Origin of the sequence: Streptomyces flaveolus (assembly GCF_000716535.1) — a bacterium.
Lineage (GTDB): Bacteria > Actinomycetota > Actinomycetes > Streptomycetales > Streptomycetaceae > Streptomyces > Streptomyces flaveolus_A.
In genome coordinates this window covers 111,246-135,898 of sequence record NZ_JNWV01000005.1, presented here as the reverse complement: position 1 = coordinate 135,898, position 24,653 = coordinate 111,246, and the positions used below count along the sequence as shown (strand labels likewise).

General features: G+C 73.9%; 23 protein-coding genes. 8 read left to right on the top strand and 15 right to left on the bottom strand.

Features of this window, described 5'->3' with window-relative positions; all coding sequences use genetic code 11:
• The first annotated feature begins 183 nt into the window (after window positions 1–183).
• From OO52_RS06235 to OO52_RS06225, 3 genes are all read left to right on the top strand, one after another.
• Window positions 184–618, top strand: a complete 435-nt coding sequence (locus tag OO52_RS06235) for a DUF2267 domain-containing protein (protein WP_030641787.1) — start codon at window positions 184–186, stop codon at window positions 616–618.
• Window positions 619–910: 292 nt separating this feature from the next.
• Window positions 911–1,369: an ANTAR domain-containing protein gene (locus OO52_RS06230; protein ID WP_030641785.1), complete on the top strand. Its 459-nt coding sequence runs from the start codon at window positions 911–913 to the stop codon at window positions 1,367–1,369.
• Window positions 1,370–1,581: 212 nt separating this feature from the next.
• The gene (locus tag OO52_RS06225; RefSeq protein ID WP_030641783.1) at window positions 1,582–2,769 is read left to right on the top strand and encodes an AI-2E family transporter; all 1,188 of its coding nucleotides are present in this window, start codon (window positions 1,582–1,584) and stop codon (window positions 2,767–2,769) included.
• Between the two features lie 68 nt (window positions 2,770–2,837).
• On the opposite strand, the gene OO52_RS06220 is transcribed toward OO52_RS06225, so the two are convergent.
• Window positions 2,838–3,395, bottom strand: a complete 558-nt coding sequence (locus OO52_RS06220; protein WP_030641781.1) for a TetR/AcrR family transcriptional regulator — start codon at window positions 3,393–3,395, stop codon at window positions 2,838–2,840.
• 88 nt (window positions 3,396–3,483) lie between these two features.
• Here OO52_RS06220 and OO52_RS06215 point away from each other — a divergent pair, with 88 nt between their 5' ends.
• Entirely contained in the window at window positions 3,484–4,662 is a 1,179-nt protein-coding gene (locus OO52_RS06215) for an FAD-dependent monooxygenase (RefSeq protein WP_030641780.1), read from the top strand.
• A gap of 602 nt (window positions 4,663–5,264) precedes the next feature.
• Here the strand turns inward: OO52_RS06215 and OO52_RS06210 are convergent.
• A complete protein-coding gene (locus tag OO52_RS06210; RefSeq protein WP_030641778.1) occupies window positions 5,265–5,813 on the bottom strand; it encodes a hypothetical protein in 549 nt (182 codons plus the stop codon).
• A 41-nt stretch (window positions 5,814–5,854) separates the two neighbouring features.
• Window positions 5,855–6,253, bottom strand: coding sequence for an ArsR/SmtB family transcription factor (locus OO52_RS06205; protein WP_030641777.1), 399 nt, complete (start codon window positions 6,251–6,253; stop codon window positions 5,855–5,857).
• Between the two features lie 99 nt (window positions 6,254–6,352).
• Here OO52_RS06205 and OO52_RS06200 point away from each other — a divergent pair, with 99 nt between their 5' ends.
• Both OO52_RS06200 and OO52_RS06195 read left to right on the top strand, forming a co-directional pair.
• Complete coding sequence (locus tag OO52_RS06200; protein ID WP_030641776.1) at window positions 6,353–8,458, top strand: heavy metal translocating P-type ATPase; 2,106 nt, start codon at window positions 6,353–6,355, stop codon at window positions 8,456–8,458.
• A 205-nt stretch (window positions 8,459–8,663) separates the two neighbouring features.
• Entirely contained in the window at window positions 8,664–9,770 is a 1,107-nt protein-coding gene (locus OO52_RS06195) for an FUSC family protein (RefSeq protein WP_030641775.1), read from the top strand.
• A 48-nt stretch (window positions 9,771–9,818) separates the two neighbouring features.
• Here OO52_RS06195 and OO52_RS06190 read toward each other — a convergent pair whose 3' ends face one another.
• The 10 genes from OO52_RS06190 to OO52_RS06150 form a co-directional block, all read right to left on the bottom strand.
• Entirely contained in the window at window positions 9,819–10,334 is a 516-nt protein-coding gene (locus OO52_RS06190) for a hypothetical protein (RefSeq protein WP_030641774.1), read from the bottom strand.
• A 37-nt stretch (window positions 10,335–10,371) separates the two neighbouring features.
• A complete protein-coding gene (locus OO52_RS06185; protein WP_030641773.1) occupies window positions 10,372–11,229 on the bottom strand; it encodes a lysozyme in 858 nt (285 codons plus the stop codon).
• 84 nt (window positions 11,230–11,313) lie between these two features.
• Complete coding sequence (locus OO52_RS06180) at window positions 11,314–13,176, bottom strand: M1 family aminopeptidase (protein ID WP_030641772.1); 1,863 nt, start codon at window positions 13,174–13,176, stop codon at window positions 11,314–11,316.
• Window positions 13,177–13,429: 253 nt separating this feature from the next.
• Window positions 13,430–14,083: a maltokinase N-terminal cap-like domain-containing protein gene (locus OO52_RS06175; RefSeq protein WP_030641770.1), complete on the bottom strand. Its 654-nt coding sequence runs from the start codon at window positions 14,081–14,083 to the stop codon at window positions 13,430–13,432.
• Window positions 14,084–14,261: 178 nt separating this feature from the next.
• Window positions 14,262–14,429 carry a hypothetical protein gene (locus OO52_RS50705; protein WP_158712475.1) on the bottom strand — a complete coding sequence of 56 codons (168 nt, stop codon included), beginning with the start codon at window positions 14,427–14,429 and terminating at the stop codon, window positions 14,262–14,264.
• A 42-nt stretch (window positions 14,430–14,471) separates the two neighbouring features.
• Window positions 14,472–16,088 carry an adenosine deaminase family protein gene (locus OO52_RS06170; protein WP_234339359.1) on the bottom strand — a complete coding sequence of 539 codons (1,617 nt, stop codon included), beginning with the start codon at window positions 16,086–16,088 and terminating at the stop codon, window positions 14,472–14,474.
• A 200-nt stretch (window positions 16,089–16,288) separates the two neighbouring features.
• Entirely contained in the window at window positions 16,289–17,656 is a 1,368-nt protein-coding gene (locus tag OO52_RS06165; protein WP_030641766.1) for a carotenoid oxygenase family protein, read from the bottom strand.
• A gap of 58 nt (window positions 17,657–17,714) precedes the next feature.
• Window positions 17,715–18,155 carry an SRPBCC family protein gene (locus OO52_RS06160; RefSeq protein WP_030641762.1) on the bottom strand — a complete coding sequence of 147 codons (441 nt, stop codon included), beginning with the start codon at window positions 18,153–18,155 and terminating at the stop codon, window positions 17,715–17,717.
• Window positions 18,156–18,198: 43 nt separating this feature from the next.
• On the bottom strand, window positions 18,199–19,647 hold the full coding sequence (locus OO52_RS06155; protein WP_051818244.1) for an MFS transporter: 1,449 nt from the start codon (window positions 19,645–19,647) through the stop codon (window positions 18,199–18,201).
• A 116-nt stretch (window positions 19,648–19,763) separates the two neighbouring features.
• Window positions 19,764–20,330: a TetR/AcrR family transcriptional regulator gene (locus OO52_RS06150; RefSeq protein ID WP_030641758.1), complete on the bottom strand. Its 567-nt coding sequence runs from the start codon at window positions 20,328–20,330 to the stop codon at window positions 19,764–19,766.
• Window positions 20,331–20,451: 121 nt separating this feature from the next.
• Here OO52_RS06150 and OO52_RS06145 point away from each other — a divergent pair, with 121 nt between their 5' ends.
• Both OO52_RS06145 and OO52_RS06140 read left to right on the top strand, forming a co-directional pair.
• Window positions 20,452–20,727 carry a DUF5133 domain-containing protein gene (locus OO52_RS06145; protein WP_030641756.1) on the top strand — a complete coding sequence of 92 codons (276 nt, stop codon included), beginning with the start codon at window positions 20,452–20,454 and terminating at the stop codon, window positions 20,725–20,727.
• 165 nt (window positions 20,728–20,892) lie between these two features.
• Window positions 20,893–21,810, top strand: coding sequence for an SGNH/GDSL hydrolase family protein (locus OO52_RS06140; RefSeq protein WP_030641754.1), 918 nt, complete (start codon window positions 20,893–20,895; stop codon window positions 21,808–21,810).
• Window positions 21,811–21,864: 54 nt separating this feature from the next.
• On the opposite strand, the gene pgm is transcribed toward OO52_RS06140, so the two are convergent.
• Entirely contained in the window at window positions 21,865–23,505 is a 1,641-nt protein-coding gene (pgm, locus tag OO52_RS06135; RefSeq protein WP_030641752.1) for a phosphoglucomutase (alpha-D-glucose-1,6-bisphosphate-dependent), read from the bottom strand.
• A gap of 188 nt (window positions 23,506–23,693) precedes the next feature.
• The gene (locus tag OO52_RS06130; RefSeq protein WP_030641750.1) at window positions 23,694–24,551 is read right to left on the bottom strand and encodes a chitosanase; all 858 of its coding nucleotides are present in this window, start codon (window positions 24,549–24,551) and stop codon (window positions 23,694–23,696) included.
• Window positions 24,552–24,653: the final 102 nt, after the last annotated feature.

The window sequence follows — 24,653 nt, the reverse complement described above, 5'->3', positions numbered from 1 at the left end:
GCTGTCGGTCGTCCAACCGTTCGTCGTCCGTCGCAGCGGTCAGGGCGGCCCCACGTCCGCCGTGCGCACCTCGCGCGCCGGTCCGTGTCCGTGACCGGTAGCGGGTGCGGGGTACTCGCCCGGTGCCGCTACGCCCCGGGGACGGGCGTACGGTCGGCACTTCGTGCGGAAGGGACCGGTCTCATGCGGCACGACGAGATGATCGGAAAGGTACAGGCGCTGGCCCAGCTACCCGACCGGGGGACGGCCGAGCGGGCCGCTCACGCGGTCGTGAGCACGCTGGCGGAACGGCTGCCGGCCGGGCTGGCCCGGCATGTGGCCGCCCAGTTGCCGCCGGACATGGCGGCGGCCATGCGAGATGCGGTCGACGCGTCCGCCGCGCCGGACGCCGGTACGGCGGCCGAGCGGTTCGGGCTGACGGCGTTCGCCGGACGCATCGCCGTCCGGGCCGGCACCGACGAGGAGGTGGCGCTGCGGGACGCCGCCGCCGTGATGGAGGTGCTGGACGCCGCCCTCGCCCCGGAACTGACCGAGCGGATGGCCGGGGCGCTGCCGGCGGACATCCGCGAACTGCTGCCGGTGGAACGCGCGGTCCAGGACACGGGGAGGTCGGGCTGACACAGGTGCCGGGGTTGCCGGGCTGACGCGGAGTCGTGCGCCCGGGCCCGTGAGGAGCTGGGCTCACATGGAGTCGGGCGCGCCAGGACCGGGCTGATGTCCGGTCGGACCAACGCGGGGTCGGGCTCACAGCCGTCCGAACGACGACCGGGCCCGGGTGTCGACGGTGGGCGGCGCCGCACCGCGCGGGCCGCACAGCGTGACCGGGGTCCGCAGGGCTGGTTCAATTCGTGTGCAAGCGCCCACCGGGGGCAGGCGTAGCAGTGACGCCCCCCACTCGAAAAGGTGCTCCATGGCCTTCTTCGCCCTCTCCCGGCACCAGCCCCTGGTCCTGCTCTCGGCCACCGACCTGGCGTCGGAGTACCACCGACTGCAGGAAGAGAACCTGCAACTGCAGCGTGCCGTGACCTCGCACGCCGTGATCGACCAGGCGATCGGTGCCGTCGTCGTCCTCGGGCGGATAGCCCCGGAGGAGGCCTGGCGTGCGCTGCGGGACGTCTCCCAGCGCACGAACGTCAAGCTGCGCACGGTCGCCGAGCACATCCTGGCGTACGCGCAGGGCGGGACGCTTCCCGAGCCGGAACGGATCGAGCTGGGCAAGGCGATCGTCCGTTACCGCAGGTGCGAGGAGCCCGCGGCGCTCAGTGACGGCCTGTCCGCGTCGGCCGACGGTGCCGGGAACGGCGGGCCGCCCGGGGCCGCACCAGCCACCGGTCCTCGACCCGGTCCAGCCCGTACAGCAGCAGACTGAGCACCGGGAGCAGCAGGAACGCGACGGTGATCACTGGAGGTGCCCCCTCCTGGCGACGACCCTCGGCGGGTCCCAGGAGCCGACGGCACGCTTTCCACCTCGGACCGCCCCCGGATGCGTTCGACGCGCCCCTTCCGCTCCGTGTGCTTACGGTGCTGTGGAGGTGACCGGCTGTCAGCCGGGCCGCTCTCAGGGCGGAGGAGGTGGGCGCGGTGGCGGGCGATGCGCGCCGACGGGTGGCCCCGCGCAGCGGCGGGCGCCGGGCCGGGCGCGCGGTGCTGGGCAGCCGGCCGTCCTACTCCGTGCGGCTGCCGTCCGCCACCAGCCCCCCGGAGCCGTCAGTGCCGCCGACGCCGCCTGCCGAGCGGACGGTGCCGTGGCTGCGGATCGCCGCCGCCTACGCCTGGCGGCTGATCCTCGTCGGCGCCGCCGTCTACGGCGTCTTCAGCCTCCTCGGCAGCTTCCAGCTCATTGCCGTCGCGCTGTTCCTCGCTCTGGTCGTGACGTCCGTGCTGCACCCGCTGACCGAGCTGCTGAGCCGGTTCCTGCCGAGGCCGCTGAGCGTGGCGATCGCACTGGTGGGCAGTCTGGTGCTGCTGCTGGGCCTGCTCGCGCTGGTGGGCAGCGCGGTGGCGAGCGAGTCCGCCCGCCTGGCGGGTGAGTTCCGGGGCGGAGTCCACCGTATCGAGGAGTGGCTGCGGCAGCCGCCGTTCCGGCTCAGCGACGACGCGCTCACCGGGCTGCAACGCCAGGTGACGCACTACGTCTCCACGCACCGTGCGGCTCTGCTCAGCAGCGCGGTCAGCGAACTGGGCCGGGTGGTGGAGCTGGTCACCGGCGGCGCGCTGGCGCTGTTCGCCTCGGTCTTCTTCCTGCACTCGGGCGAGCACCTGTGGAGCTGGGCGCGGGACCAGCTGCTGCCGAGCGGCGCCCGCCCGGTGTGGGACCGGGCGGGGCGGGCGGCCTGGCGGACCTTCGCGGGATACACGCGCGGCATCATCATCGTGGCCGCCACCAACGCCGTCCTGGTGGGAGTGGTCCTGCTGGTGCTGCGGGTACCGCTCGCGCTGCCACTGACCCTGCTGGAGTTCTTCGCCGCGTTCGTGCCGCTGGTGGGCTCACCGGTGGCGCTGGGGGTCGCCACGGTGGTCGCGCTCGCCGGGCGGGGTCCGCTGACGGCGGTCGGCGTGCTGGTGCTGATCGTGGTGATCGGCCAGTTGGAGGGGCACGTGCTGCATCCGCTGGTGATGAGCTGGGCGGTGCGGCTGCATCCGCTCGTCGTGGCCGTGTCGGTCATCGCGGGCAGCATCGTCGCCGGGGTGATCGGCGCCGTCGTCGCCGTCCCGCTGGTCTCGGTCCTCTGGGCGGTCCTGCGGGCTCTGCGCGCGACGCCACCGTGACGGGACCCCAAGGCGGTGAGCACTGGAGAGAGCCGGTGTTGCCACGCGAGGAGCCGTCGTCGTACGGCTCAGCGCAGCGCGGCCGCGACGAGACCGCGGATCTCCTCCTCCTGGACGCTCCCGCCGTGCACCAGGCGGTCGAAGACCAGCCCGTCCACGCAGGTCAGCAGGGTCACCGTGCGGTCCTCCGGGTCCGCGACGCCCTGCGCGGCGAGGAATTCGCGCACGACCCGCCGCCCCTGGTTCTCGCGCGGCACGAGGATCTCGCGCAGTTCGGGGTGGTGGACGCTCTCGACAGCGCAGGCGTAACGGGCGAGGGACCGCCGACGGCCCTCCCCGGTGAGCCGGGCCGCGACCAGCGCGGCGATGCCGGCCGTCAGTTCGTCGGCGGTCCGCGGTACGGGGGTCGCGGCGCCCCTCTCCTCCAGCTCCGCCTGGTCGAGCGCCACCAGCCGCCGGACCAGTGCGGTCAGGAGGGCCTGGCGGGTGCGGTAGTACGCGGAGGTGGTGCCGGGCGGCAGTCGGGCCGCACGGTCCACGGCGCGGTGCGTCAGCCCGCGCATGCCGCTGTCGGCGAGCACGGTGATCGCCGTGTCGGCGAGGAGAGTACGTCGGTCTGTGGCCACCCCCTCTTTCTACACCCGCCTTCTACAGCCGTAGAACGGCGCGCTAGGGTGCTTCTACAGATGTAGAAGCCCGCGGGAGGGGACCGGCATGGGCGGTACGGCGGTGGTGGTCGGGGGCGGTATCGGCGGACTGGCCGCGGCACTGGGCCTGCGCCGGATCGGCTGGGAGGTCCGGGTGGTGGAGCGGGCCGCCGTCCTGGCCGACGCGGGCGCGGGCATCTCGCTGCACGCCAACGGACTGCGCGCGCTGGACGCCGTGGGCGTCGGCGCGGCGGTCCGGGCGGCGGCGCGCCCGCAGTACACCGGGGGTACGCGCACCCCGGCGGGCCGGTGGCTGTCGCGCATGGACGGCGCCCTGCTGGAACGCGCGCTGGGCTCCCCCATCGTCGGCATCCCGCGCGCGGTCCTGCACCGTCTGCTGCGCGCGGCGCTGCCCGAGGAGTGCCTGCTGGTCGGCGCGACCGTGGACACGCTCGACCTCTCGGCCCCCGACCGGGTGGGCGTACCCGTGGGGGACGACGTCCTGGAGGCGGACCTGGTCGTCGCGGCGGACGGCGTGCACAGCCGGCTGCGCGGGCTGCTGTTCCCGGACCATCCCGGTCCGGTGTACGCCGGTTCGACGGTGCTGCGGGCCCTCACCGAAGGCCCGCTGGAGGTGGCCACCGACTTCGAGCTGACCTGGGGCGCGGGGGCCGAGTTCGGGCACATCGCGTTCACCGACGGCCGGGCCGAGTGGCACGCGGTGCTCAACGCGCCGCCCGGCGTCCGCCACGCCGACCCGCTCGGCATGCTCCGCCACCGCTTCCGCGACTGGCACGACCCGGTCCCCGCGCTGCTGGCCGCCACCCGGCCCGAGGCCGTGCTGCACCACGACATCCACGAACTGGCCACGCCGCTGCCGTCGTTCACGGCGGGACGGGTGGCGCTGCTGGGCGACGCCGCGCACGCCATGACGCCGCACCTCGGCCAGGGCGCCTGCCAGGCTCTTGAGGACGCGGTGACCCTGGCCGCCGCGCTGGCCGGGGAGACCTCGGTCGGTACGGCGCTGGCCCGGTACGACGCCGAGCGCCGCCCCCGCGCCCAGGCGGTCGCCCGCGCCGCCCGGCAGGCCGGCCGGCTGGGGCAGCAACTGTCCCACCCCCTGGCCGTCGCCCTGCGCGACACCGGGCTGCGCCTGGCCCCGTCCCGGGCGACGATGCGGGCGATCCTGCGCCACGCCGACTGGACACCGCCGAGCCTGGAACGAGGGAGCGACCGGGGGCTGTGACAGGTCGCGCCGGACTTACGGTCTCCAGACCGTGACTTCGTGCGGCGCGGGCCAGGCCGCCGGGACGACACCGACGGCGCGGGCGGGATACCGCCGGAACCAGACGGGCGGCGCGGGCCAGGACGTCGCCCGGCGGCGCGGGCGGGATACCGCCGGGACGACTCCGACGGCCGGGCGGGATACCGCCGGGATCAGACCGACGGCGCGGGCCAGGACGCCACCGGAACGAGACCGGCGGGGCGGGCGGGATAGCACCGAGACGACACCAACGGCCGGGCGGGATACCGCCTGAACCGGACCGACGGCGCGGGCCAGGACGCCGGAACGACACCGACGACACGGGCGGGATACCGCCGAGACGACACCGACGGCCGGGCGGGATACCGCCTGAACCAGACCGACGACACGGGCGGGATACCGCCGGAACGACACCGACGGCGCGGACCAGGTCGCCGCTCCGCAGGACCCCGCCGCTCACCCGGTCCCGTCGCTCCTCGAATGTCGGCGGGTCCACCGCGTCCCCGCTCAGACGCCGGAGGCCGGAGGCCGGCTCCGGCGGTACCGCGCAGGCCGGTACGCCCGCCGGGCACCGGTTCGACCGGTCAGGTCCCGGTCCGTTCGGCCTTCGCGCGGGCGATGGCCGCGCCGGCCGGGTTGCGGGTGCTGATCCGGGCCAGCGGGGTGCCGTCCGGGTCGGCCAGATACAGCCAGTGGACGGTGGGACCGTGGCTGTTCTGGCCGTAGGACGTGGTCTCCGTCCGTTCGGTGACGGTCAGCCGGGACCAGGGGAGCGCGTGGGTGCGGGCCGGGCCCACGGTCACGACGACGCCCCCGGCGAACACATGGAGCCGGGTGTCCCGGTGGGTGAGCCGGCCCTCGATGAGGAAACCGGCCACGGGGAGGGCGGCCACCAGGACGAGCAGCCCGACGGCGACGGCTTTCACCCCGGGGCCGTAGGGGCCGCTCAAGATGCCGACGCCGAAGATCAGGCAGAGCAGTGCGGGCATCAGCGACACGCAGCCCAGGCCGGTGATCCGGCTCCCGATGCGCTGTGTGTGCGTCCACTCGCCCAACCCGTGGACGGCGGCGGCCTGTTCCGCCCTGCGCAGCGCTTCCTCGTCCGCTTCGGCGCTGCGTGTCCCCCAGCCCATCGCCCGGCTCCCCCTCCCGCGAAGCTCTTCCCCGCGAATCCCTAACGCGTGGTGCCGGACGGCGTCTCCTCCGGCAGGCCGGCGTCCGCGCCGTCGCTCAGGCCGAGCCGCAGGTGCTCGATGTGATAGACGGCCTGGTCGAGGAGTTCGGCGACATGGCCGTCGTACAGGGCGTAGATCACCGAGCGGCCCTGGCGGCGGCCGACCACCAGGCCGAGGTTGCGCAGCAGCCGCAACTGGTGTGAGCACGCGGACTGTTCCATGCCGACCTCGGCGGCGAGTTCGGTGGCCGCGCACGGGCCCTCGCGCAGCCGGGACAGGATCAGGAGCCGGGACGGAGTGGCGAGGGCCTGGAGCGTGGTCGCCACGCGCGTGGCGCTGTCCGCGTCCAGGCGCGTACGGGGAACCGCCGTCCGCGCGGGAGTTGCTCCATGGCCCATGGCAGTCATCATACAGACGACACTTGAAAGCTTCTTCATATGTACCTGTATCGTGGGCGTCGCTGCACATCGTCCGCCCTGCCGAAGGGTCCCTTCGCCATGCCCTCCGTCCTCACCGACCGCCGCGCCCTGCCCACCGGGGCCGCCCGCACCGAGCCCGCCGCGCCCCGGCGCCGCACCCGGGTCCTCGCGCTGCCCGAGGCCCGCTGGGCGGCGGCGGCCGCGGTGCTGTTCCTGCTCGCCCTCCCCCTCCAGCTCACCGGCGCGCCCGGCTGGGCATGGGGCGTGCCGTACGCGCTCGCCTACGCGGCCGGCGGCTGGGAGCCCGCCTGGGCGGGGCTGCGGGCGCTGGCCGACAGGACCCTGGACGTCGACCTGCTGATGATCGTGGCGGCGCTCGGAGCGGCGGCCGTCGGCCAGGTGATGGACGGCGCCCTGCTGATCGTCATCTTCGCCACGTCCGGGGCGCTGGAGGCGCTGGCCACCGCCCGGACCGCCGACTCGGTGCGCGGCCTGCTCGACCTCGCCCCCGCCACCGCGACCCGGCTGCGCGCCGACGGCACCGAGGAGGCGGTCGCGCCGGCGGACCTCGCCGTCGGTGACACCGTCCTGGTGCGGCCCGGGGAGCGGATCGGCGCCGACGGCCGGGTGCTGGAGGGGGCGAGCGAGGTCGACCAGGCCACCATCACCGGTGAACCGCTGCCCGTCGCCAAGGAGCCCGGCGACGAGGTGTTCGCCGGCACCCTCAACGGCACCGGCGCGCTGCGGGTGCGGGTCGGCCGGGACGCCGCCGACTCGGTGATCGCCCGGATCGTGCGCATGGTGCGGGAGGCGTCCGGGACCAAGGCACCGACCCAGCTCTTCATCGAGAAGGTCGAACAGCGCTACTCGCTGGGCATGGTCGCCGCGACGCTCGCCGTGTTCGCGGTGCCGCTCGCCTTCGGCGCCGCGCTGACCGGGTCGCTGCTGCGGGCCATGACCTTCATGATCGTCGCCTCGCCGTGCGCGGTGGTGCTCGCGACCATGCCGCCGCTGCTGTCGGCGATCGCCAACGCCGGCCGGCGCGGGGTGCTGGTCAAATCGGCGGTGGTGATGGAACGCCTCGGACAGGTGGACGCCGTGGCGCTGGACAAGACGGGCACCCTGACCGAGGGCACGCCGCGGGTGACCGACGTCGTCCCGCTGCCCGGTGCCGTTCTCACCGAGGAGGAGCTGCTCAGGCTCGCGGCGGCGGCCGAGCACCCGAGCGAACACCCGCTGGCCCGAGCCGTGGTGGACGCCGCCCGCGCCCGGGACCTCGCCGTCCCGACCGCCCACGGCTTCCGCTCCGCGCCGGGCGTCGGCGTCACCGCCACGGTCGGGGACCGCACGGTCGCGGTGGGCGCGCCGGCCCGCCTGCTGAACGAGAAGAGCCGGACGCCGGACCACGGCACGCCGACCGGGCAGCCGGGCGCGGACGGGCACGGCTCCCCTGCCACCGCCGCCTCCGCTGCGCCGGCCGCAACCACTTCCCCGGTCACCACCGAGCAGGCCCCCGATCGCGCCGCCGCGGCCCTCGTCGCGCGGCTCGAAGCCGGCGGTCGGACCGCCGTGCTGGTCGCGTTGGACGGTGTTCCGGCCGGGGTGCTCGGGGTCGCGGACCGGCTGCGGCCGGACGCCGCCGTCACCGTCGGCGCGCTCACCGCGCTGACCGGGGCCCGCCCGACGCTGCTGACCGGCGACAACGCGCGTGCCGCCGCCCGGCTGGCCGACGAGGTCGGCATTCGCGACGTCCGGGCCGGGTTGCTGCCCGAGGACAAGGTGGCCGCCGTGCGCGAGCGTCAGGACGCCGGCCGCCGGGTGCTGGTCGTCGGGGACGGCGTCAACGACGCGCCCGCGCTGGCCGCCGCGCACACCGGTGTCGCGATGGGCCGGGCCGGTTCCGATCTGGCGCTGGAGACCGCCGACGCGGTGATCGTGCGCGACGAACTGGCCGCGGTACCCGCCGTCGTCGCCCTGTCCCGCCGCGCCCGCCGCCTGGTCGTACAGAACCTCGTGATCGCGGCGGTGTTCATCTCCGGCCTGGTCGTCTGGGACCTCGCGGGCACGCTGCCGCTACCCCTGGGCGTCCTCGGTCACGAGGGGTCCACGGTCCTGGTCGGCCTGAACGGTCTGCGCCTGCTGCGCGAGACCGCCTGGAGGGAGGCGGCACGGGCAGGCACCTGACCCGACGGCGCCGGCTGCCCACGGCCATCGACCTGAACCCAGGACAACGCCGGCATTCACGCACCCCGTCAGGCCTGACGACGCCGGCCGTCCCGCCGCCCCGCGACGCTTCTCCACGGCCTCGGTGGCATGAGGGGGTGCCAACGGTGGCACCCGGGGCGCCGTGCGTGGGATACGAGTGACCTGGCAGGGCGTACGGCGTGACGTGGAAGGCGCGGTGGGCGCGGCGCGGCGGGCCTGGGCGGGACCGTGCCGGGAGCGGGACCTGGCCGTGCAGGCGGTGAAGGCGGCGCTGGCCGCGTGGGTGGCGTGGGCGGTGGCGGGCTGGTGGCTGCGGGCGCCGGTGGCGTTCGTCGCGCCCTGGGTGGCGGTCGTCCTGGTGGAGTCGACCGTGTACCGGTCGATCGCGCACGGTCTGCAACAGCTCGCGGCGATCGCAGTCGGCACGGTCGCGGCGACCGCGGTCGGACTGCTGCTGCACAGCACGGTGGCCGCGATGGCGGTGGTGCTTCCCCTCGTGATGCTGCTGGGCCAGTGGCGGCGCCTGGGCAGTCAGGGCATCTACGCGGCCACGGGCGCCCTGTTCGTCCTCACCAACGGGTCGGTCACCGTCGCCACCTCCACGGCCCGGCTCACCGAGGCCCTGTTCGGGGCGGTGGTCGGCATCGCCGTCAACGCGCTGGTCCGGCCACCGCTGTATCTGCGGGACACCCGTGCCGTGCTGCGGGACGCGACCGAGGAGGCCCACGACATCCTCCGGGACGTGGCCGACGGTCTGGCCGAGAGCCGCTGGGACGCGGAGGAGGCCGGCGCCTGGCACAAGCGCGCGCTACGGCTGCACGAGCTGGTCGTGCAGGCCCGCTCGGCGGTCGAGCGGAGCCGCGAGAGCCTGCGCGGCAACCTGCGCAAACGCCGCAAGCCGACCGCGCCGTTGCCCGACAAGGGGTACGACGACGCGCTGGTGGTGCTGGACTACGCGGCCGTGCACACCGCTGGGGTGACCCGCACGGTGATGGAGGCCGCCGCCGAGGACCGCTCGGCGCCCCGCCCGCACCCGGGCCTCGCCAAGCGGTACGCGGAGTTCCTGTGCGAGACGGCCCGCGCGCTGCGCCTCTACAGCCACAGCCGGTTCGGCGACGAGTGCGAGGACGAGCTGCGCGAGGCGGTGGCGCGGTTGCGCGGCACGCTCGGCGACCTGCGCCGGGACCTGGCCCGCTCCACGACGGACGACCCCGACGAGGTCGCCACCTACGGCGCGCTGCTGGCCCAGGCCCACCGGCTGGCCGACCACCTGGTCACCTCGGGCGCGTGAGCGCGGGACCGGTCAGTCGCCGCCCCGGCGCCCCTCCCCCAGGACCGGCTATGCGCCGGGCGCCGTGTCCCCCGGTTCGCGCACTCCGAACACGGCGGGGCCCACGGTGAGGACGCCGTCGGTCAGCGGTCGGCAGCGCACTCCCCCGCCGCCGCGCAGGGCGCGCTGGGCGCCGGGGCCGAGGGTGGTGTCCATCCAGGCGCAGGGCCGGGCGGCGCTGCGCACCTCCAGTTCGACCGGCCCGGAACCGGAGTCGAGGAAGACGGTCCTGCCGATGTAGGCGTCGATGTCGACCCCGCGCAGCAGGACGTTGCGCCGGGTCCGCAGCAGGTCGGCCGGGTACGGCCCCGGCTGCGGCAGCCGCTCGGCGGCCATGAGGGTGATCGAGGCGTTGCGGTGGGCGGGGTGGTTGAAGTACCGGTCCCCGACGATGCCGAGGCCCGCGCGGACCTCGGCCGTCGTCACCAGTTCGCCGGGCGGCAGCTCGGGCGGGCCGTCGCCCGGCCGGCCGGCGAGGCGGTGCACCGGGGACACCAGTAGCTGGAGTATCTCGACATGCGGCACGCGTCGAGCCTAACGGTGCCCGGTGCGCCCGCCGGGGTCAGGACGCGTCCGGTGCTCCGCTGGTGGCGAAGTCCCGCAGCCCGTCCTGGGAGCCGTTGAAGCGGTCGTGGTCGCCGACCGTCCTGCCGCTGGAGGTGTACTGCCACATCGTGTACGACGTCCAGCCGGCCGGCAGCGGCCCGACCGTGGAGGCGTAGCGCGCGATCCACAGCGGGTTGGTCTCACCGAAGCCGGCGTAGTCACCGGTGCACTGGATCCACCAGTTGGTGGCCGTGTAGATGACCGCGTCCCGGCCGGTGCGGGACCTGTAGCGGTCGAGGAAGTCCCGGATCCAGCTGACCATGCCGCTCTTGGACTTGCCGTAGCAGGCGTCGCCGTACGGGTTCCACTCGATGTCGAGGGCGCCGGGGAGGGTCTGGGCGTCGTTCGACCAGCCGCCGCCGTGCTCCACGAAGAAGTCGGCCTGGGCGGCGCCGCCGGCCGTGTCCGGGGTGGCGAAGTGGTAGGCGCCGCGGACCATGCCGATGTCGAACGAGCCGTCGTACTGCTGGGTGAAGTAGGGGTTGGTGTAGGACGTGCCCTCGGTGGCCTTGGTGTACGCCCACTTGGTTCCGTCGTTCCACAGCGTCGGCCAGTCGACGTCGCGTTGATGGCTGGAGACGTCCACTCCCTCGGTCTGAGTGGCGCGGGGGTCCGGGGGCGGGTCGCCGGAGTCGCCGTCGTGGGCGAGGACGCCGATGCCCATGTAGGCGCTGCCGCGCACGGGTGCGCCCCCGGTCGCGTCGGCCGCGGCCGGGGGGCTGGACAGGAACAGCAGCAGGCAGGTCAGGGTGCCGGTGAGGCACAGGCGAGACCGGCCGCGGGAGCGGAATATGGGGATTCGCACGGAATCCATCTGACCCGGGGCCGGGTCCTCGCGCACCCCGGGTTGCGCCCGACGAAGCCGTTCGCGGCCGGTTTTAGCCCGTGTGGGTGTCCGTCACCCCTCGATGCGGTGCTGTGTCCAGAAGGAGGTCAGGTCCGTGCTCGTGGCGGCCTGGGCAGCCGCCTTGAACTCGGCCGTGGTGGACACGCCGTACCAGTGCGCGGTCGCGTAGTCCTTCAGCAGTTTGGCCATGGCGGTGTCCCCGAGGACGCGGCGCAGGTCGTGCAGGGCGCATTTGCCGTAGCCGTAGACGACGGTGGAGTACCGGGAGGAGTGCGCGTCCCAGTACGCCATCGAGTTGGTGATCTTCTCGGCGCTGGAGGCCCAGGAGACGCCGCTCCAGCAGTTGGTTCCGGTCTTGCCCTGGGCGAGGTCGGTGGCGTAGTCGGTGAACGACTCGTCCAGCCAGGGGCTGGTGTACTCGTCGTCGCCGACGATGCCGTACCACCACTGGTGGGCGATCTCGTGGGTGAGCGCGGTGGTGCTGACCACGTCGAGGACGAACCCCGGGTACTCCATGCCGCCGAACCAGTAGTTGTTGTCGATGACGGCGTCCAGCTCGCCGTACGGGTAGGCGCCGAACCGGGAGGCGTGGGCGTCGACCGCGCTCTTGGCGGTGCTGAGCATCGACTGGGCGCTGGTGGAGCTGATCCCCGAGACGGAGTAGACGTTCACCGGGACGCCGGCGGCCGAGGTGCCGGAGATCCTGGTGAAGGGGCCCGCGGCCCAGGCGAAGTCACGGACCTTGGAGGCGGTGGCCGTGGTGACGGTACGGCCGCTGGAGCCGGGGGTGTCCGTGGAGGTGCCGGTGGCCGGGACCAGCAGGGTGCTGGGGTGGTCCAGGGTGACCTTGAAGTCGGCGGCCAGGGAGTAGAAGGACTCGCCGTTGTTCGTGTACGGGTCCAGGTGCCAGCCGGCGCTGTCCCGGACGGCGAGGACGGGCAGGGCGTTGCCGACGAAGCTGAAGGCGCCGTCGTGGCCGAAGCGGTCGGCGCCGCTGGGCACGGTGATGCCGAGGTCGAAGCCGATGGTGGCGCTCTGTCCCTGGGCGAGCGGGCGCGGCAGGTCGATCTTCAGGGCGGTGCAGGCGACGGAGAGGGCGCCGGCGGTGCCGCCGGTGACGTTGGTGACCTTGATGGGCATCGCGTCGCAGCTGCCGTGGTAGTTGTCCCACAGCCGCAGGTAGACCTCGCCGAGCGCGGTGGCGGAGGCGTTGGTGAAGGTCACGCTCTCGTGCCCGGTCCAGACGGTGCCGCCGGTGTCGCTGCTCAGGTTCACGGTGTACGACGGCGCAGCCGGGGTCCGTGTGGAGTCGGCCGGCGGTGGGGTGGTGCCGTCCGAGGTGTCGAGGGCGATGTCGTCCAGGACGAAGCTCGTCTGGAGGCTGGAGTCCTCGGTGCCGGTGAAGGACAGGTTCACGGTCTGGCCGGCGTACGAGGACACGTCGATCGACTTCTTCACGTAGCCGGTGTGCTCGTCCAGGTTCGAGTAGGTGGCCAGCGTGGTGCTGCCGAGCTTGGCCGTGAGCTTGTCGTAGGCGGTGGAGGAGGTCGTCTCGGCGGTGTCGATGTGCAGCCAGAAGGTGAGGGTGGCGGCGCCGCAGCCGGACGGGACGGTCACGCTCTGGCCGAGGGTGTCGGTGTGGGTGCCGCCGACGCCGTCCAGCCAGGCGTAGGAGCTGCCGCCGTGGGCGGTCTGCCCGGAGCGGCTGGTGATCACGGTGGACGCGGACTGTGTCCACGGTGAAGTGCCGCTCTCGAAGCCGCCGTTGGCGACCACCTGCGCCGGGGTGCAGGCGGCGGCCACGGGAGCCGTGGCGGGCCGGGTGGCGGCGGAGGTGCCGGGGAGGGAGAGGGCGGCCAGCGCGGCGACGGCGACCGCGCCGACTCCGAGGGCTCTGTGGGGGGTCGGTCTCACACGCTACTCCTTTGCGGCGGCCGGGGTCGGCCGGCTCGAGGACCGCCCGGCCGGCCGGGGTGCGCCGGGGCGGTCGGGGTGGGGCTTGCGCGCTCGCTGTGCGGAAGGTGCGGCGCGCCCCTGTGGGTCGGGGCGCGAGCTGTCGAAAGAGTGACAGATTTGACCGGTCCATGCCAGACCGATGGACAGAGGTGCCCGCCGCGTGGGCTGTTGGCGGCGCCGCCCGCCGGCCCGCGGACGGCGCCTGCCGGGGTCAGAGGGCGCGCAGCGTCATGAAGACGGCCCGCAGACGGGTGTCGTCCGGGCCCTGCCAGCCGGTCGCCACATGGCCGAGGGCGCCCTGCGGCGGCAGCGGCGGGTTCTCGGCGACGGGGGTGAGGACGCGGTGGACGTGCAGGGTCAGGCCCTCGGGCACCGGGATGCGGGTGCCGTCCTCGCCGTCGGCCGGCTCGGGCGTGAAGTCGTCCACGCCGAGGGCGGCGCCGCCGTAGGAGCGGGTCACCTCGTGGTCGGGGGTGTCCGTGATGCTCTGGGCCATCGCCTGCGCCCTGCCCTCGATCAGCGACAGCAGTTCGGTGACCAGCACCGGGTCGTGGCAGCCGTCGTACACCCAGCGCGTGCCCAGCACCCCGTGCTCCATGGTGCCGACGAGGGCGTGTTCGGCGCCTTCCAGCGGCGCCCCGCGGTAGGTGAACGGCACAAGGTAGGCCGTCCGCCCGGGGGTTGCGGTGTCGGTGACGACCAGGAACTCGATGCCGACCTCGCCCTCCGGATCGTCCAGCCGGAACCCGCCGGACCTCTCCAGCACCGGCGCGGCGCCACCGCGGTACCAGGGCCGGGTGGGCAGCCACTCGGTGAGCAGCTCGACCTTGGTCGGCTTGATGGTGGTGCGGTGGATGATCGCCATGCCGAAGGCCTCCCGTTGCGCCGGTGCGTTCCTGGCAGCCTTTCATACACGGTGAGATGAACGAGTGACGTGCCTGGCGCAGCAGTGTGTGGCCGCACCCCCGTGCACCCCGTCACGCACGCTGACGCTGGATTGCGCATCCCATTGCGCCAGCCTGGATCCGCGCCATGACGAACCGTCAGGGTCGGCCGACGGGGCCGCCCGCGAAGACAGCCTCCCGGTGGGTCGCCTCGGTGCCCTCGACCCGGCCGGCCGCCCGGCGCCGGCGCGGCCCCAGTCCGTCGGCGACCTCCGCCACCGACGCACCGGGCACCGCGAGCCGGGCCGTCCTGTATCCGAATCCCACGCCACGGCCCCCCGGGCTCGTGGGGGCGTCGTGCGGGTGCGGTCAGTCCCTGTGTGTCCTTTCGAAGGCGGCGAAGGCGGCCTCCTGGCGCCATTCCAGGCGGGCCTTGGGGCTGTCGGCGAGCAGGTGCCGGCAGGCCGCGCCGCGCACGGGGAGGCCGGGGTGCTCTCCACGGCAGGCCTGGACCGGTTGGTACCCCTTGGCGGTGGGGTCGCCCTGCCACAGGCCGGGGCCCGGCAGGAAGCCGTACTCCAGGGAGGCGCGGGCCAGGTCCTTCAGCTCGGGGTAGCGCAGGCCGTAGGTGGCGGCGGCGTACTGGTACTCGTGGCTGATGTCGATCCGGGACACCCCGGGGTCGTCGGTGGCGAGCACGACCGGCACGCCGTAACGGCGGTAGGTGGCGAAGGGGTGGTCGGCTCCCTTGACGCCGAGGATCTGGGCGTTGCTGGAGAAGGGCACCTCCACGGCCACCCGGCGGTCCGCCATGGTGCGGGCGGTGCGCCGCCAGTCGTCCTCGTGGACGAGGTCGACGCCGTGCCCGACCCGTTCGGTGCGGGCGACGTCCACGGCCTCCCTGATGTGGGACTTCAGGTCCTCCGGCTTGACCAGCCCGGGCCACAGCTCGCCCGCGTGCAGGGTGACATGCGCCTTCGGGTACTGGGTGCGCAGATAGCCGACCATGCGCATCTGCAGGCTGTAGTCACGCAGGGCGGTCTCCGCGTCCTCGGGCTGGACGAGGTTGACGGCGACGAACCGGGGGTCGGCCTCGGCCAGTCGCATGCCGAGGGCGAGCTGGGTGAAGACGCGCTCCGGTGAACTACCCCGGGACGCCTGGGAGATCCAGCGGACGGTGAGGCCGCACCCGGGCCGCGCCTGCGGCGTGCCGCACCGCTCGGTGGCGCGGAACTCGGCGTCGCCGTCGTCGGCCTCCTCGCGGGCGTCGGCGACCAGCCTGTCCAGCTTGCCGTCCGCGACCAGCCTGCGGTGCAGGGCGGAGAGGTCGTCGTCCCAGCCGACCTCGGCGGCGAGCTTCTTCGCGCCGTCGGAGGCCGGGGTGACCATCGTCTCCAGGTACGACTGGTTGTTGCGGACGACGGTGTCGGCGACCTCGGCGAGCAGCTTGCCCCGGTGCCGCCAGGTGACCTCGCCGAACTTGCCGAAGGTGTCGAAGAAGTGGTCGTGCCCCCTCTCGCCGGGCGGGAAGTCCTCCATGGACCAGGCGCGGATCAGCGCGGCGCGGAACGCGCGGTCGGCGCGCGCGTCGGCGGCGGGCCGGGTGCCCGGGCCGCAGGGCGGGGCGACCGCGGTCAGCGTCGCGGTGTCGACGCACAGCCCGTCCTCGGCGGCCAGCTCGATCAGGTACTCCGTGGACACCGCGCCGGAGAGGTGGTTGTGCAGGTCTCCGCCCTTGGGGAGCTGGCGGAAGAACTCCCGCAGGGCCGCGGGCCGGTCGTGGAGGGAGCGGAGACGGGCGTCCGTGCGCGCCTCCGCGGCCGTGACCTGCCGGGGCGGCGGCGCGGCGGGCCGGTGGTCCCGCCGGGCAGACTGGGCCGCGGCGGGCAGGGCGGACAGCAGGGACAGGACACTGAGGGTGCCGAGTACGGCCGGAACGACCCGCCGGCTCAGGGCACTTCGACGTTGCAGACTCACAGGGGGCATGATCACGGAAAGATCACGGCCGTGTGCCCTGATCCGGCACATACCGGGCGGAGAGCACCCGACCGAGTGACGCACCGGCACATCGCCGTGCACTCCGGCACTCCCGCACCCCCCTGTCCCCCTGCTCCTCACGCTTCCAGAAAAGGCGCCGCGGCACCGGGGGGACCCGGCCCCCCGGTGCCGCGCGTCCGTCCGGCCGCTCAGCCCTCCCCGTCGTCCCCGTCGAGCGCGCTGTCCGGGATCCAGGAGCCGTGGATGCCGGCCGTCACCCGGCGGGGCAGATCGACGGCGGCGACCTGGCCGAGGCCGACGGCGTCGAGGACGAGCAGGCGGGAGGCGTCCTGCTTGAGGTCGGAGACGACGGTGAGCAGATAGCCGTCGTCCTCGGCGGTGCCGCCCGCGGCGGGCACGAAGACGGCCTCGCTGGGGAGCCGGGCGTCGCCGGTCGGGCGGACCCGGCGGGCTCCGGTCCGCCGGTCGTACTTGACGATGCCGTAACCGCCGATGCCGTCCTGGTCGGGGAAGGAGACGGCGTACTGGTAGCGGTGCTCCGCGCCGAGGTAGTCCTCGTTGAGGGTGGGGAACTCGACGGCGAGGTCGTCGATGGTCTGCTCGTCGACGCTGCCGGCCGCCAGGTCGATCACCCAGCGGCGGGTGTAGGAGCGGGCGTTGGGCTCGGCACCGCGGCCCGGGGCGCCGACCCACCAGTTCCAGGAGAGCCGGAAGCCCTCGCGGTCGACGGTGGGGCCCTCCAGAACGATCCGGCCGCGCTCGTCCTCGTAGGCGTTGGCGGCGTGCAGCATGTTGCCGGGCCGGACCGGGAACCAGCGGATGCGGTCCGCCCCGTCCCCGCCGCGCGGCATGACCCCGATGCGGGCGGGCTGGGCGTCGTTCCAGCCGTACGGGATGCCGGAGTGCTCGTCCGGGTCGAAGGTGACCGTGCCCTCGACGAAGACGACGTGATGCCGGGTGAGGGCGAAGTCGTGCTTGAGGGAGGCGGTGGCGCCCGGGACCTCGGCGCTGTGCGTGATGTGCCCCTTGGCGTCCGCGACGTAGTACATCAGGTACGGCGGGAACGGCGAGGAGCCGAAGAAGTGCAGCTCGCCGGTGACCGGGTCGGTCTTGGGGTGCGCGGTCATGGCGCTGCGCAGCTTGCCCCCGAAGTCGTGGGCGCCGACGGTCTCCAGCTCGGCGGTCAGCTCGAAGGGGAGGTTGGCCTCGCACAGCGCCAGCAGGCGACCGGCGTGTTCGATGACGTGGGTGCCGGCGGTGCTGGCGGTGAGGTCGGGACCGCGCTCGGTCAGGTAGGGGGCGCCGTCCAGGGCCGGGGTGCGCACCCAGCGGTTGCGGTACCACTCGGCGCGGCCCTCGCGCAGCCGGATGCCGTGGACCATGCCGCTGCCCTTGAACCAGTGACTGGGCGTGACGCCGGGCTTCGGGTTGTGGCTGTTGCGGATGAGCCGGCCGGTCAGCTCGGGCGGCAGGGTGCCCTCGACCGGGAGCGCGGTGGCGCTGATCTCGTCGGCGACGGGCTCGTAGTGGCCGGTCAGGTAGGGCTTGGTGCTCATCGTGGTGATCCCTTCGTTCGTGTGGGCGCTGCTGGGGAGTGGCGAGGTGCCGGACGGGTCAGTGCGACTGCTCGGCGCGGGACTTGAGGGCGCTCAGCCAGATCTCCAGGGACTGGTGGAGGGCCGAGCGCAGCTCATCGGGCTGGGCGTCGACGGGTGCGCCGCTCCAGGACTCCTCGGTGCGCACGGTGACCTGGTCGCCGGTCCCCTCGAAGGCCCACACGTGGATGCCGGTGATGCCGGCGGAGGGGCCGCCCCAGACGATCCGCTCGCCCGGGACCACTTCCCGGACGGTCGAGGTGATGTCCAGGCCGTGGGTGCGCCAGGTGAACGAGGCCCCGGTGCGCAGCGGACCGTCCAGCCGGGCGGACTCGACGCCGGGGTTCCAGGCGGGCCAGGCGTCGACGGCGGTGTGCAGTTCCCAGACGGTGGCGAGGGGGGCGTCGATCACGGTGGACAGCCGGACGACGACGGGGGCGTGTTCGTCGATGGTGTGCATGACGGGTGTTCCTTTCAGGTGGTGGTGACGGTGGTGGGCCGGTTCAGTGCGCTGACGGACCGGTCCCGGTCCGGGGGTCGGCGCCCGGTACCGCCCGGCGGCGGGTCAGGGCGGGGACGAGGGCCGCGGTCAGGGCGAGCAGGGCGGCGGAGACGGCGAACGCGGTGCGGTAGCCGGCGGTGAGTGCTTCCGGGTCCGGCCGGCCGGTGGCCGCGTGGGCGGTGACGGAACCCGCCAGGGTGGTCAGTACGGCGAGGCCGATCGCGCCGCCGACCTGCCGGGTGGTGTTCACCAGTCCCCCGGCCAGTCCGGCGTCGGCTCGCGGGACGCCGGCCATGGCGAGGGCGGTGAGCTGGACGAACGCGGCCCCCAGCCCCAGCCCGATGAGGACCGTCGGCCCGAGGACGTCGACGGCGTAGCCGCCGTCGGCACGGATGCGGGCCAGCCAGAGCAGCCCGGCGGCCTCGGTGAGCAGGGCCGCGCCGACGGTGAGCGACGAGCCCGGACGGCGGGTGAGGCGGGGCGCGAGGGCGGAGCCGAGCATGGTGGCCGCGGCGAGGGGCAGTTGGCCCAGGCCGGTGACCAAGGGGCCGTACCCCAGCACCTGTTGCTGGTAGAGCGGCAGGAAGAAGAACAACGCGATCCACACGGAGCCGAGCAGGGCCATCAGGACGTTCCCGGCGGCGACGGTGCCCGTGGTGAGGAGGCGGGGCGGCAGCAGCGGAGCGGAGTGCCGGCGCTCGACGCGGACGAAGGCCACGAGCAGGACGGCCGCGAAGGTGAACGCGGCGAGCGCCTGCGGGGCGCTCCAGCCGGTGCGGCGCGCCGCCGTCAGCCCCCAGACGAGCGCGGTCAGCGCCGAGGTCACGGCGGCCGTGCCCAGGAGGTCGAAGCGGCCCGGGGCGCCGGCGGGAACGCGGGGTACGGAGGCCGCCACCGCCCCGGCGACCAGAGCGGTGCCGAACGCGACGGTGTGGAAGATCCAGGCCCAGCCGAGCAGTTGGGTCAGCAGTCCGCCGAGCAGCACTCCGGCGGCCGCGCCCGCGGCGGACACCGCTCCCCACACCCCCAGGGCGCGTCCGCGTCCCGGTCCGGGCGGGAAGAGGTCCATCACCAGCGCCAGGGCCGCGGGTGCCACCAGGGCGGCGCCGGCGCCCTGCACGGCGCGGGCGGCGATGAGCGGTCCGGCGGAGGGGGCCAGTCCGGCGGTCAGTGAGGCGGCGCCGAAGACGGTGAGCCCCGCGAGCAGGGCCAGGCGGCGCCCGAGCAGGTCGGCCGCCCGTCCGCCGGCGAGCAACAGGGCTCCGAAGGCGAGGCCGTAGGCGTTGACGACCCAGGGGGCGACGGCGTCCGAGAGTCCCACTCCGGACTGGATGCGCGGCAGGGCGACATTGACGACGGAGGTGGCGAGCATGACGGCGAACTGGGCGCCGGCCAGGGCCGCCAGGGCGGCGCGCGGGCGGACGGGACGGGTGCCGGACAGCGACTTCACGATGGGCTCCTGGAACAGACCTAGATAGTGTGGTTGACCACTCACTCTTGGGGCCAAAGAGAAGGCGAGGTGTCACACCTCGCCTCGCCGCGATCCCGCGGCGTCCGGGCCCCGGCTCAGTAGTGCCGCATCCCGGCGGCCAGCGTCCGCGTCCAGGGCGCGTCCACCTCGTCGGCCCCCATGGAGACGATCAGGTGGCACAGCATGCCCCGCGCGAAGAATTCCTGGACCTGCTCCTCGCCGCCGCCCGAGGCACCGCGCACGTACTCCACCAGCCGCGCGTACCCCTGCCGTACGGCCTCCCGCACAGCGGGCTCCGACACGGCGGCGGCCTGCGCGTGCAGTTGGATCAGCATCAGGTCGTTGTCGCTGATCAGCCGCGCGTAGGCGTCCCCCATGGCGCCGAGGACCACCTCCGGCGAGCTGCCCCGCGCCTCGGCCGCCGCCCGCTCCAGACAGGTCCGCACCTGTACGAAGCAGTGCTCGACCACGGCGGTGAAGAGCAGCTCCTTGTTCGGGAAGAGCCGGTAGACGTACGCCTGGGAGATGCCGGCCGCCTTGGCCACCTCGGTGGTGGTGGTGCCGAAGTAGCCGCGGGCCGCGAAGGCTCCGATCGCGGTGCGCAGCACCGTCTCGCGACGCTCCTCGGCGGTGGACAACTGGCGGGTCCGTTCGGTCTTCATGTGAGTACTCAACCACTCACACTTCCGGTCGTCAAGTGAGACCGGGGGGCATGCGGGGCGGATGTGCGGGTATTCGCGCTCCGACTTCGTACATCGGCGACCCATCAGGGAGGCGGATCGCATGCTCATGGCACATCCCGCGGTACTGCAGGACCTCATCGCCCAGTACGAGGCCCTCACCTTGCTCGGGGCGGAGGAGAGCACACCGGAGGCACGGCAGCGGCTCGCGGACGTCTCCTACACGCTGTGCGTGGCCACCGGCACCCGGGACGTCGACATGGCCCTCATCGCCGCCCGCCACCGCCTCTCCGGCGCCCGCCCGGAGGACGACTCCCTGCTCCAGACGACGTCCGCCCTCCGGCCGTCCGCCCCGGTGGAGCAGGTGTCCGGCGTCTGAACCGGCCCCAGTCCCGCGGCCGTTGCCCGCCCCTCCCCCTGAACTCGTCGCGTCCCGCTTCTGGTCGGCGAGAGCTACCGGACGGTATACAGACCCGGTCGAACGCGCGAGGGCCGCTCCCGGGTGGTGCCGCCGCGCGCCGCAGCGGGCTCAGGGGGAGGACTCATGGCGAACGGCACACATCCGGCGGGCGGGGCGAGAGGCCGGCGGCGCAGCGCCGTGCTCGGAGCGGTACTGGGCGGCTGCGCCCTGGTCGCCGCCGGTACGGCACCGGCCGCGGCCCATCCCGGCGGACCCGGCCGCGCGACCGCCTATGTGGCGCTCGGCGACTCCTACACCTCGGGCCCCGGCATCCCCCGGCAGGTGGACGCCGACTGCGCGCGCTCGGACCACAACTACCCCTCGCTCGTGGCCGCCCGGCGGCAGGTGGCCGCGTTCACGGACGTGAGCTGCGGCGGAGCGACGACCGCCGAGATGTGGCGGGCGCAGGGCATCAACCCGCCCCAGCTCGACGCCCTGGACCGGCACACGGACCTGGTGACGCTGCAGATCGGCGGCAACGACATCGGCTTCGGCACCATCATCGGCACCTGCGCCCGCCTGGCCGCCCAGGACCCGGCGGGCAACCCCTGCGAGCGTTCCTACACGGCCTCCGGTCACGACCGGTTGGCCCTCACCATCGCGCTGACCGCACCGAAGGTCGACCGGGCGCTGCGGGCCGTGCACGCCCGGGCGCCGCACGCCCGGGTGGTCGTGGTCGGCTACCCGGACCTCCTCCCGGACGACGGCAGCGGCTGCTTCCCGCAAGTCCCCTTCGCACAGAAGGACTTCGGCTACCTGCGGGACACCGAGAAGCGGCTGAACCTGATGCTGCGGCTGGTGGCGGGTGTGAACCGGGCCGAGTACGTGGACACCTACGGCCCCACGGTCGGCCACGACATGTGCAAGGCGCCGGCGGACCGCTGGATCGAGCCGCTGCAGCCGGCCTCCCCCGCCGCCCCCGCGCACCCCAACGCCAAGGGCGAAGCCGCCATGGCACAGGCCGTGCTGGACCGCCTGGACCGGGGGCGCGGACGCGACTGAGCCGGGGGCGGTGGGGGCGGTCTCCCCGGCCGGGAGGCCGCCCCCACCGCTCGCTCAGCCGCCGAGCGCCCCCAGCACCACGGCCTGGGCCTCCTCCTGCACCCGGGCGAGGTGGTCGGCGCCGAGGAAGGACTCGGCGTAGACCTTGTAGACGTCCTCGGTGCCCGAGGGCCGGGCGGCGAACCAGGCGTTCTCGGTGGTGACCTTGATGCCGCCGATCGCGGCGCCGTTGCCGGGCGCCTCGGTGAGCACGGCCGTGACCGGCTCCCCGGCCAGCGTGTCCGCGGTGACCTGCGCCGGCGACAGCTTGGCGAGCAGCGCCTTCTGTTCGCGGGTCGCGGGAGCGTCGATGCGGGCGTAGGCGGGTGCGCCGAAGCGGGCGGTCAGGTCGGCGTAGTGCTCCGAGGGGGTCTTGTCGGTGACGGCCGTGATCTCGGAGGCGAGCAGGGCGAGGATGATGCCGTCCTTGTCAGTGGTCCACACCGAGCCGTCCCGGCGCAGGAAGGACGCGCCGGCCGACTCCTCGCCGCCGAACCCGAGGTCGCCGCCGACGAGTCCGTCCACGAACCACTTGAAGCCGACGGGCACCTCGACGAGCCGGCGGCCGAGGTCGCCCGCGACCCGGTCGATCATGGTGGAGGAGACGAGGGTCTTGCCGATGCCCGCGGCGGCCGGCCACCGGTCGCGGTGTTGGTAGAGGTAGGAGATGGCGACGGCGAGGTAGTGGTTGGGGTTCATCAGGCCCGCGTCCGGGGTGACGATGCCGTGCCGGTCGGCGTCGGCGTCGTTGCCGGTGGCGATGCGGAAGCGGTCGCGCTGCTCGATGAGCGAGGCCATCGCGTACGGCGAGGAGCAGTCCATGCGGATCTGGCCGTCCCAGTCCAGCGTCATGAACCGCCAGGTGGGGTCGGTGTGCGGGTTGACCACCGTCAGGTCGATGCCGTGCTGGTCGGCGATCCGGCCCCAGTAGGCGACGGAGGCACCGCCGAGCGGGTCGGCGCCGATGCGCACGCCGGAGGCGCGGACCGCGTCCAGGTCCAGGACGCCGGGCAGATCGGTGACGTACGTGCCGAGGAAGTCGTACCGCTGGGTGGTGTCCGCGGCGAGCGCGCGGGCGTACGGCAGGCGGCGCACGTCCTTGAGGCCGCCCGTGATGATCTGGTTGGCGCGGTCCTGGATCCAGGAGGTGGCGCCGGAGGCCGCCGGGCCGCCGCTCGGCGGGTTGTACTTGAAGCCGCCGTCGGCCGGCGGGTTGTGCGACGGGGTGACGACCACGCCGTCGGCGAGGCCCGTGGTGCGGCCCCGGTTGTAGGTCAGGATCGCGTGCGAGACGGCGGGCGTGGGCGTGTAGCCGTCCGCGCTGTCGATGAGGACGGTCACCTCGTTGGCGGCGAAGACCTCCAGCGCGGTGGCCTTGGCCGGCTCGGACAGGGCGTGGGTGTCGGCGCCCAGGAAGAGGGGCCCGTCGGTGCCCTGGGCGGCCCGGTACTCGCAGATGGCCTGGCTGGTGGCGGCGATGTGGTCCTCGTTGAAGGCGCTCGCCAGGGACGAGCCGCGGTGGCCCGAGGTGCCGAACGCCACCCGCTGCCCCGGGTCGGCCGGGTCGGGGTGCAGCGTGTAGTACGCCGTGACCAGCCGGGCCACGTCGACAAGGTCCTCGGGACCGGCCGGCCGGCCGGCGCGCTCGTGCGCCATGAGTCCGTTCCTCCGCTTCGGTGGGGTCGTTCGCTCACCGCCCATCTTTCCTCGCCCGGGGCGTGCCGTGCGAGTGCGCCCCACCAGCCACCCCGACACCGGTGAGCAGGGCGCGGCAGGCCGCCGGACCGCGCCCCCCGGTGTCGGGGTCCGCGCCCGCCGGCCCGCCGCGCCCCACCCGGCCGAGGTCAGCCGATGTGGTAGCTGTCCCCGTACACCTTCCAGTCGAGCGGCGTGTTCAGGTCGAGGTTGCCCTTGCGCAGGAAGACCCGCTGCGCGGTGTCGACGCGGCTGGTGTCGCTGTGGGCCTCCTCCTGTTTCATGGCCCACACCCGGGCGTCCAGGAAGGCGTTGAGGTACGTCGTCTCGTCGCCGCCCTGGGCCGGCGGCTTGGCGTTGCGCAGGGCGCGCTTGCGGATGTTGCGGAAGCTGGTCGGGGCGTCGCCGTCGCCGTGCATGACGATGGCGTCGTAGTAGATGAACTGACCCAGCGCGCGCAGCCCGTCCGTCTTGCCCTGGGCGACGGCGGGGTTGAAGTAGACGCGGTCGCGTTCGTCGTTCTGCGCCTGCTGGAAGGCGGTGTCCTGGGCGGCCTTGCGCCAGTCCTTGGGGTAGTTGGGGTCCAGGCCCTCGTGCGAGTCGGTGCCGTTGACCTTGCGCAGGGCGGGCAGGTACTTGGCCAGGACGTTGCCGGGCTTGCGGTCGGCGTAGAGCTGGACGAGGTCGAGCATGTCGCCGGTGCCGGAGCAGAAGCCGATGATGCCGGCCGTGTAGCCGCGGCCGTCGCCGATGTCCTCGATGTACTTGTACTGGGCCTTCCAGTCGAGCGAGGAGTTCTCCGCGCTCGACACCAGCTTCATGGCGATCTCCTTCTTCGCCGGGTCGTCCAGCCCCGGCGCGGCGGCCGAGGCCGTGCCGGCGCGGGAGACTCCGAGGAGGGCGCCCGAGGCGACGGCGCCGAGCGCGGCGACGACGGTCCGGCGGGAGAGACGGGAGAGGCCGACGGGGCTCGCGGGGGCTGCCGCTTCGCGGTCTGCGTTCACCACAGGGGCTCCAAGTGGGAGTGGGGGGTGGGAAGTTGGTCCGTACCGATACTGGTAGGAAAGTTTCCTATCAAACGCGGTGCGGGCCGGTAACCCGGCGGACGA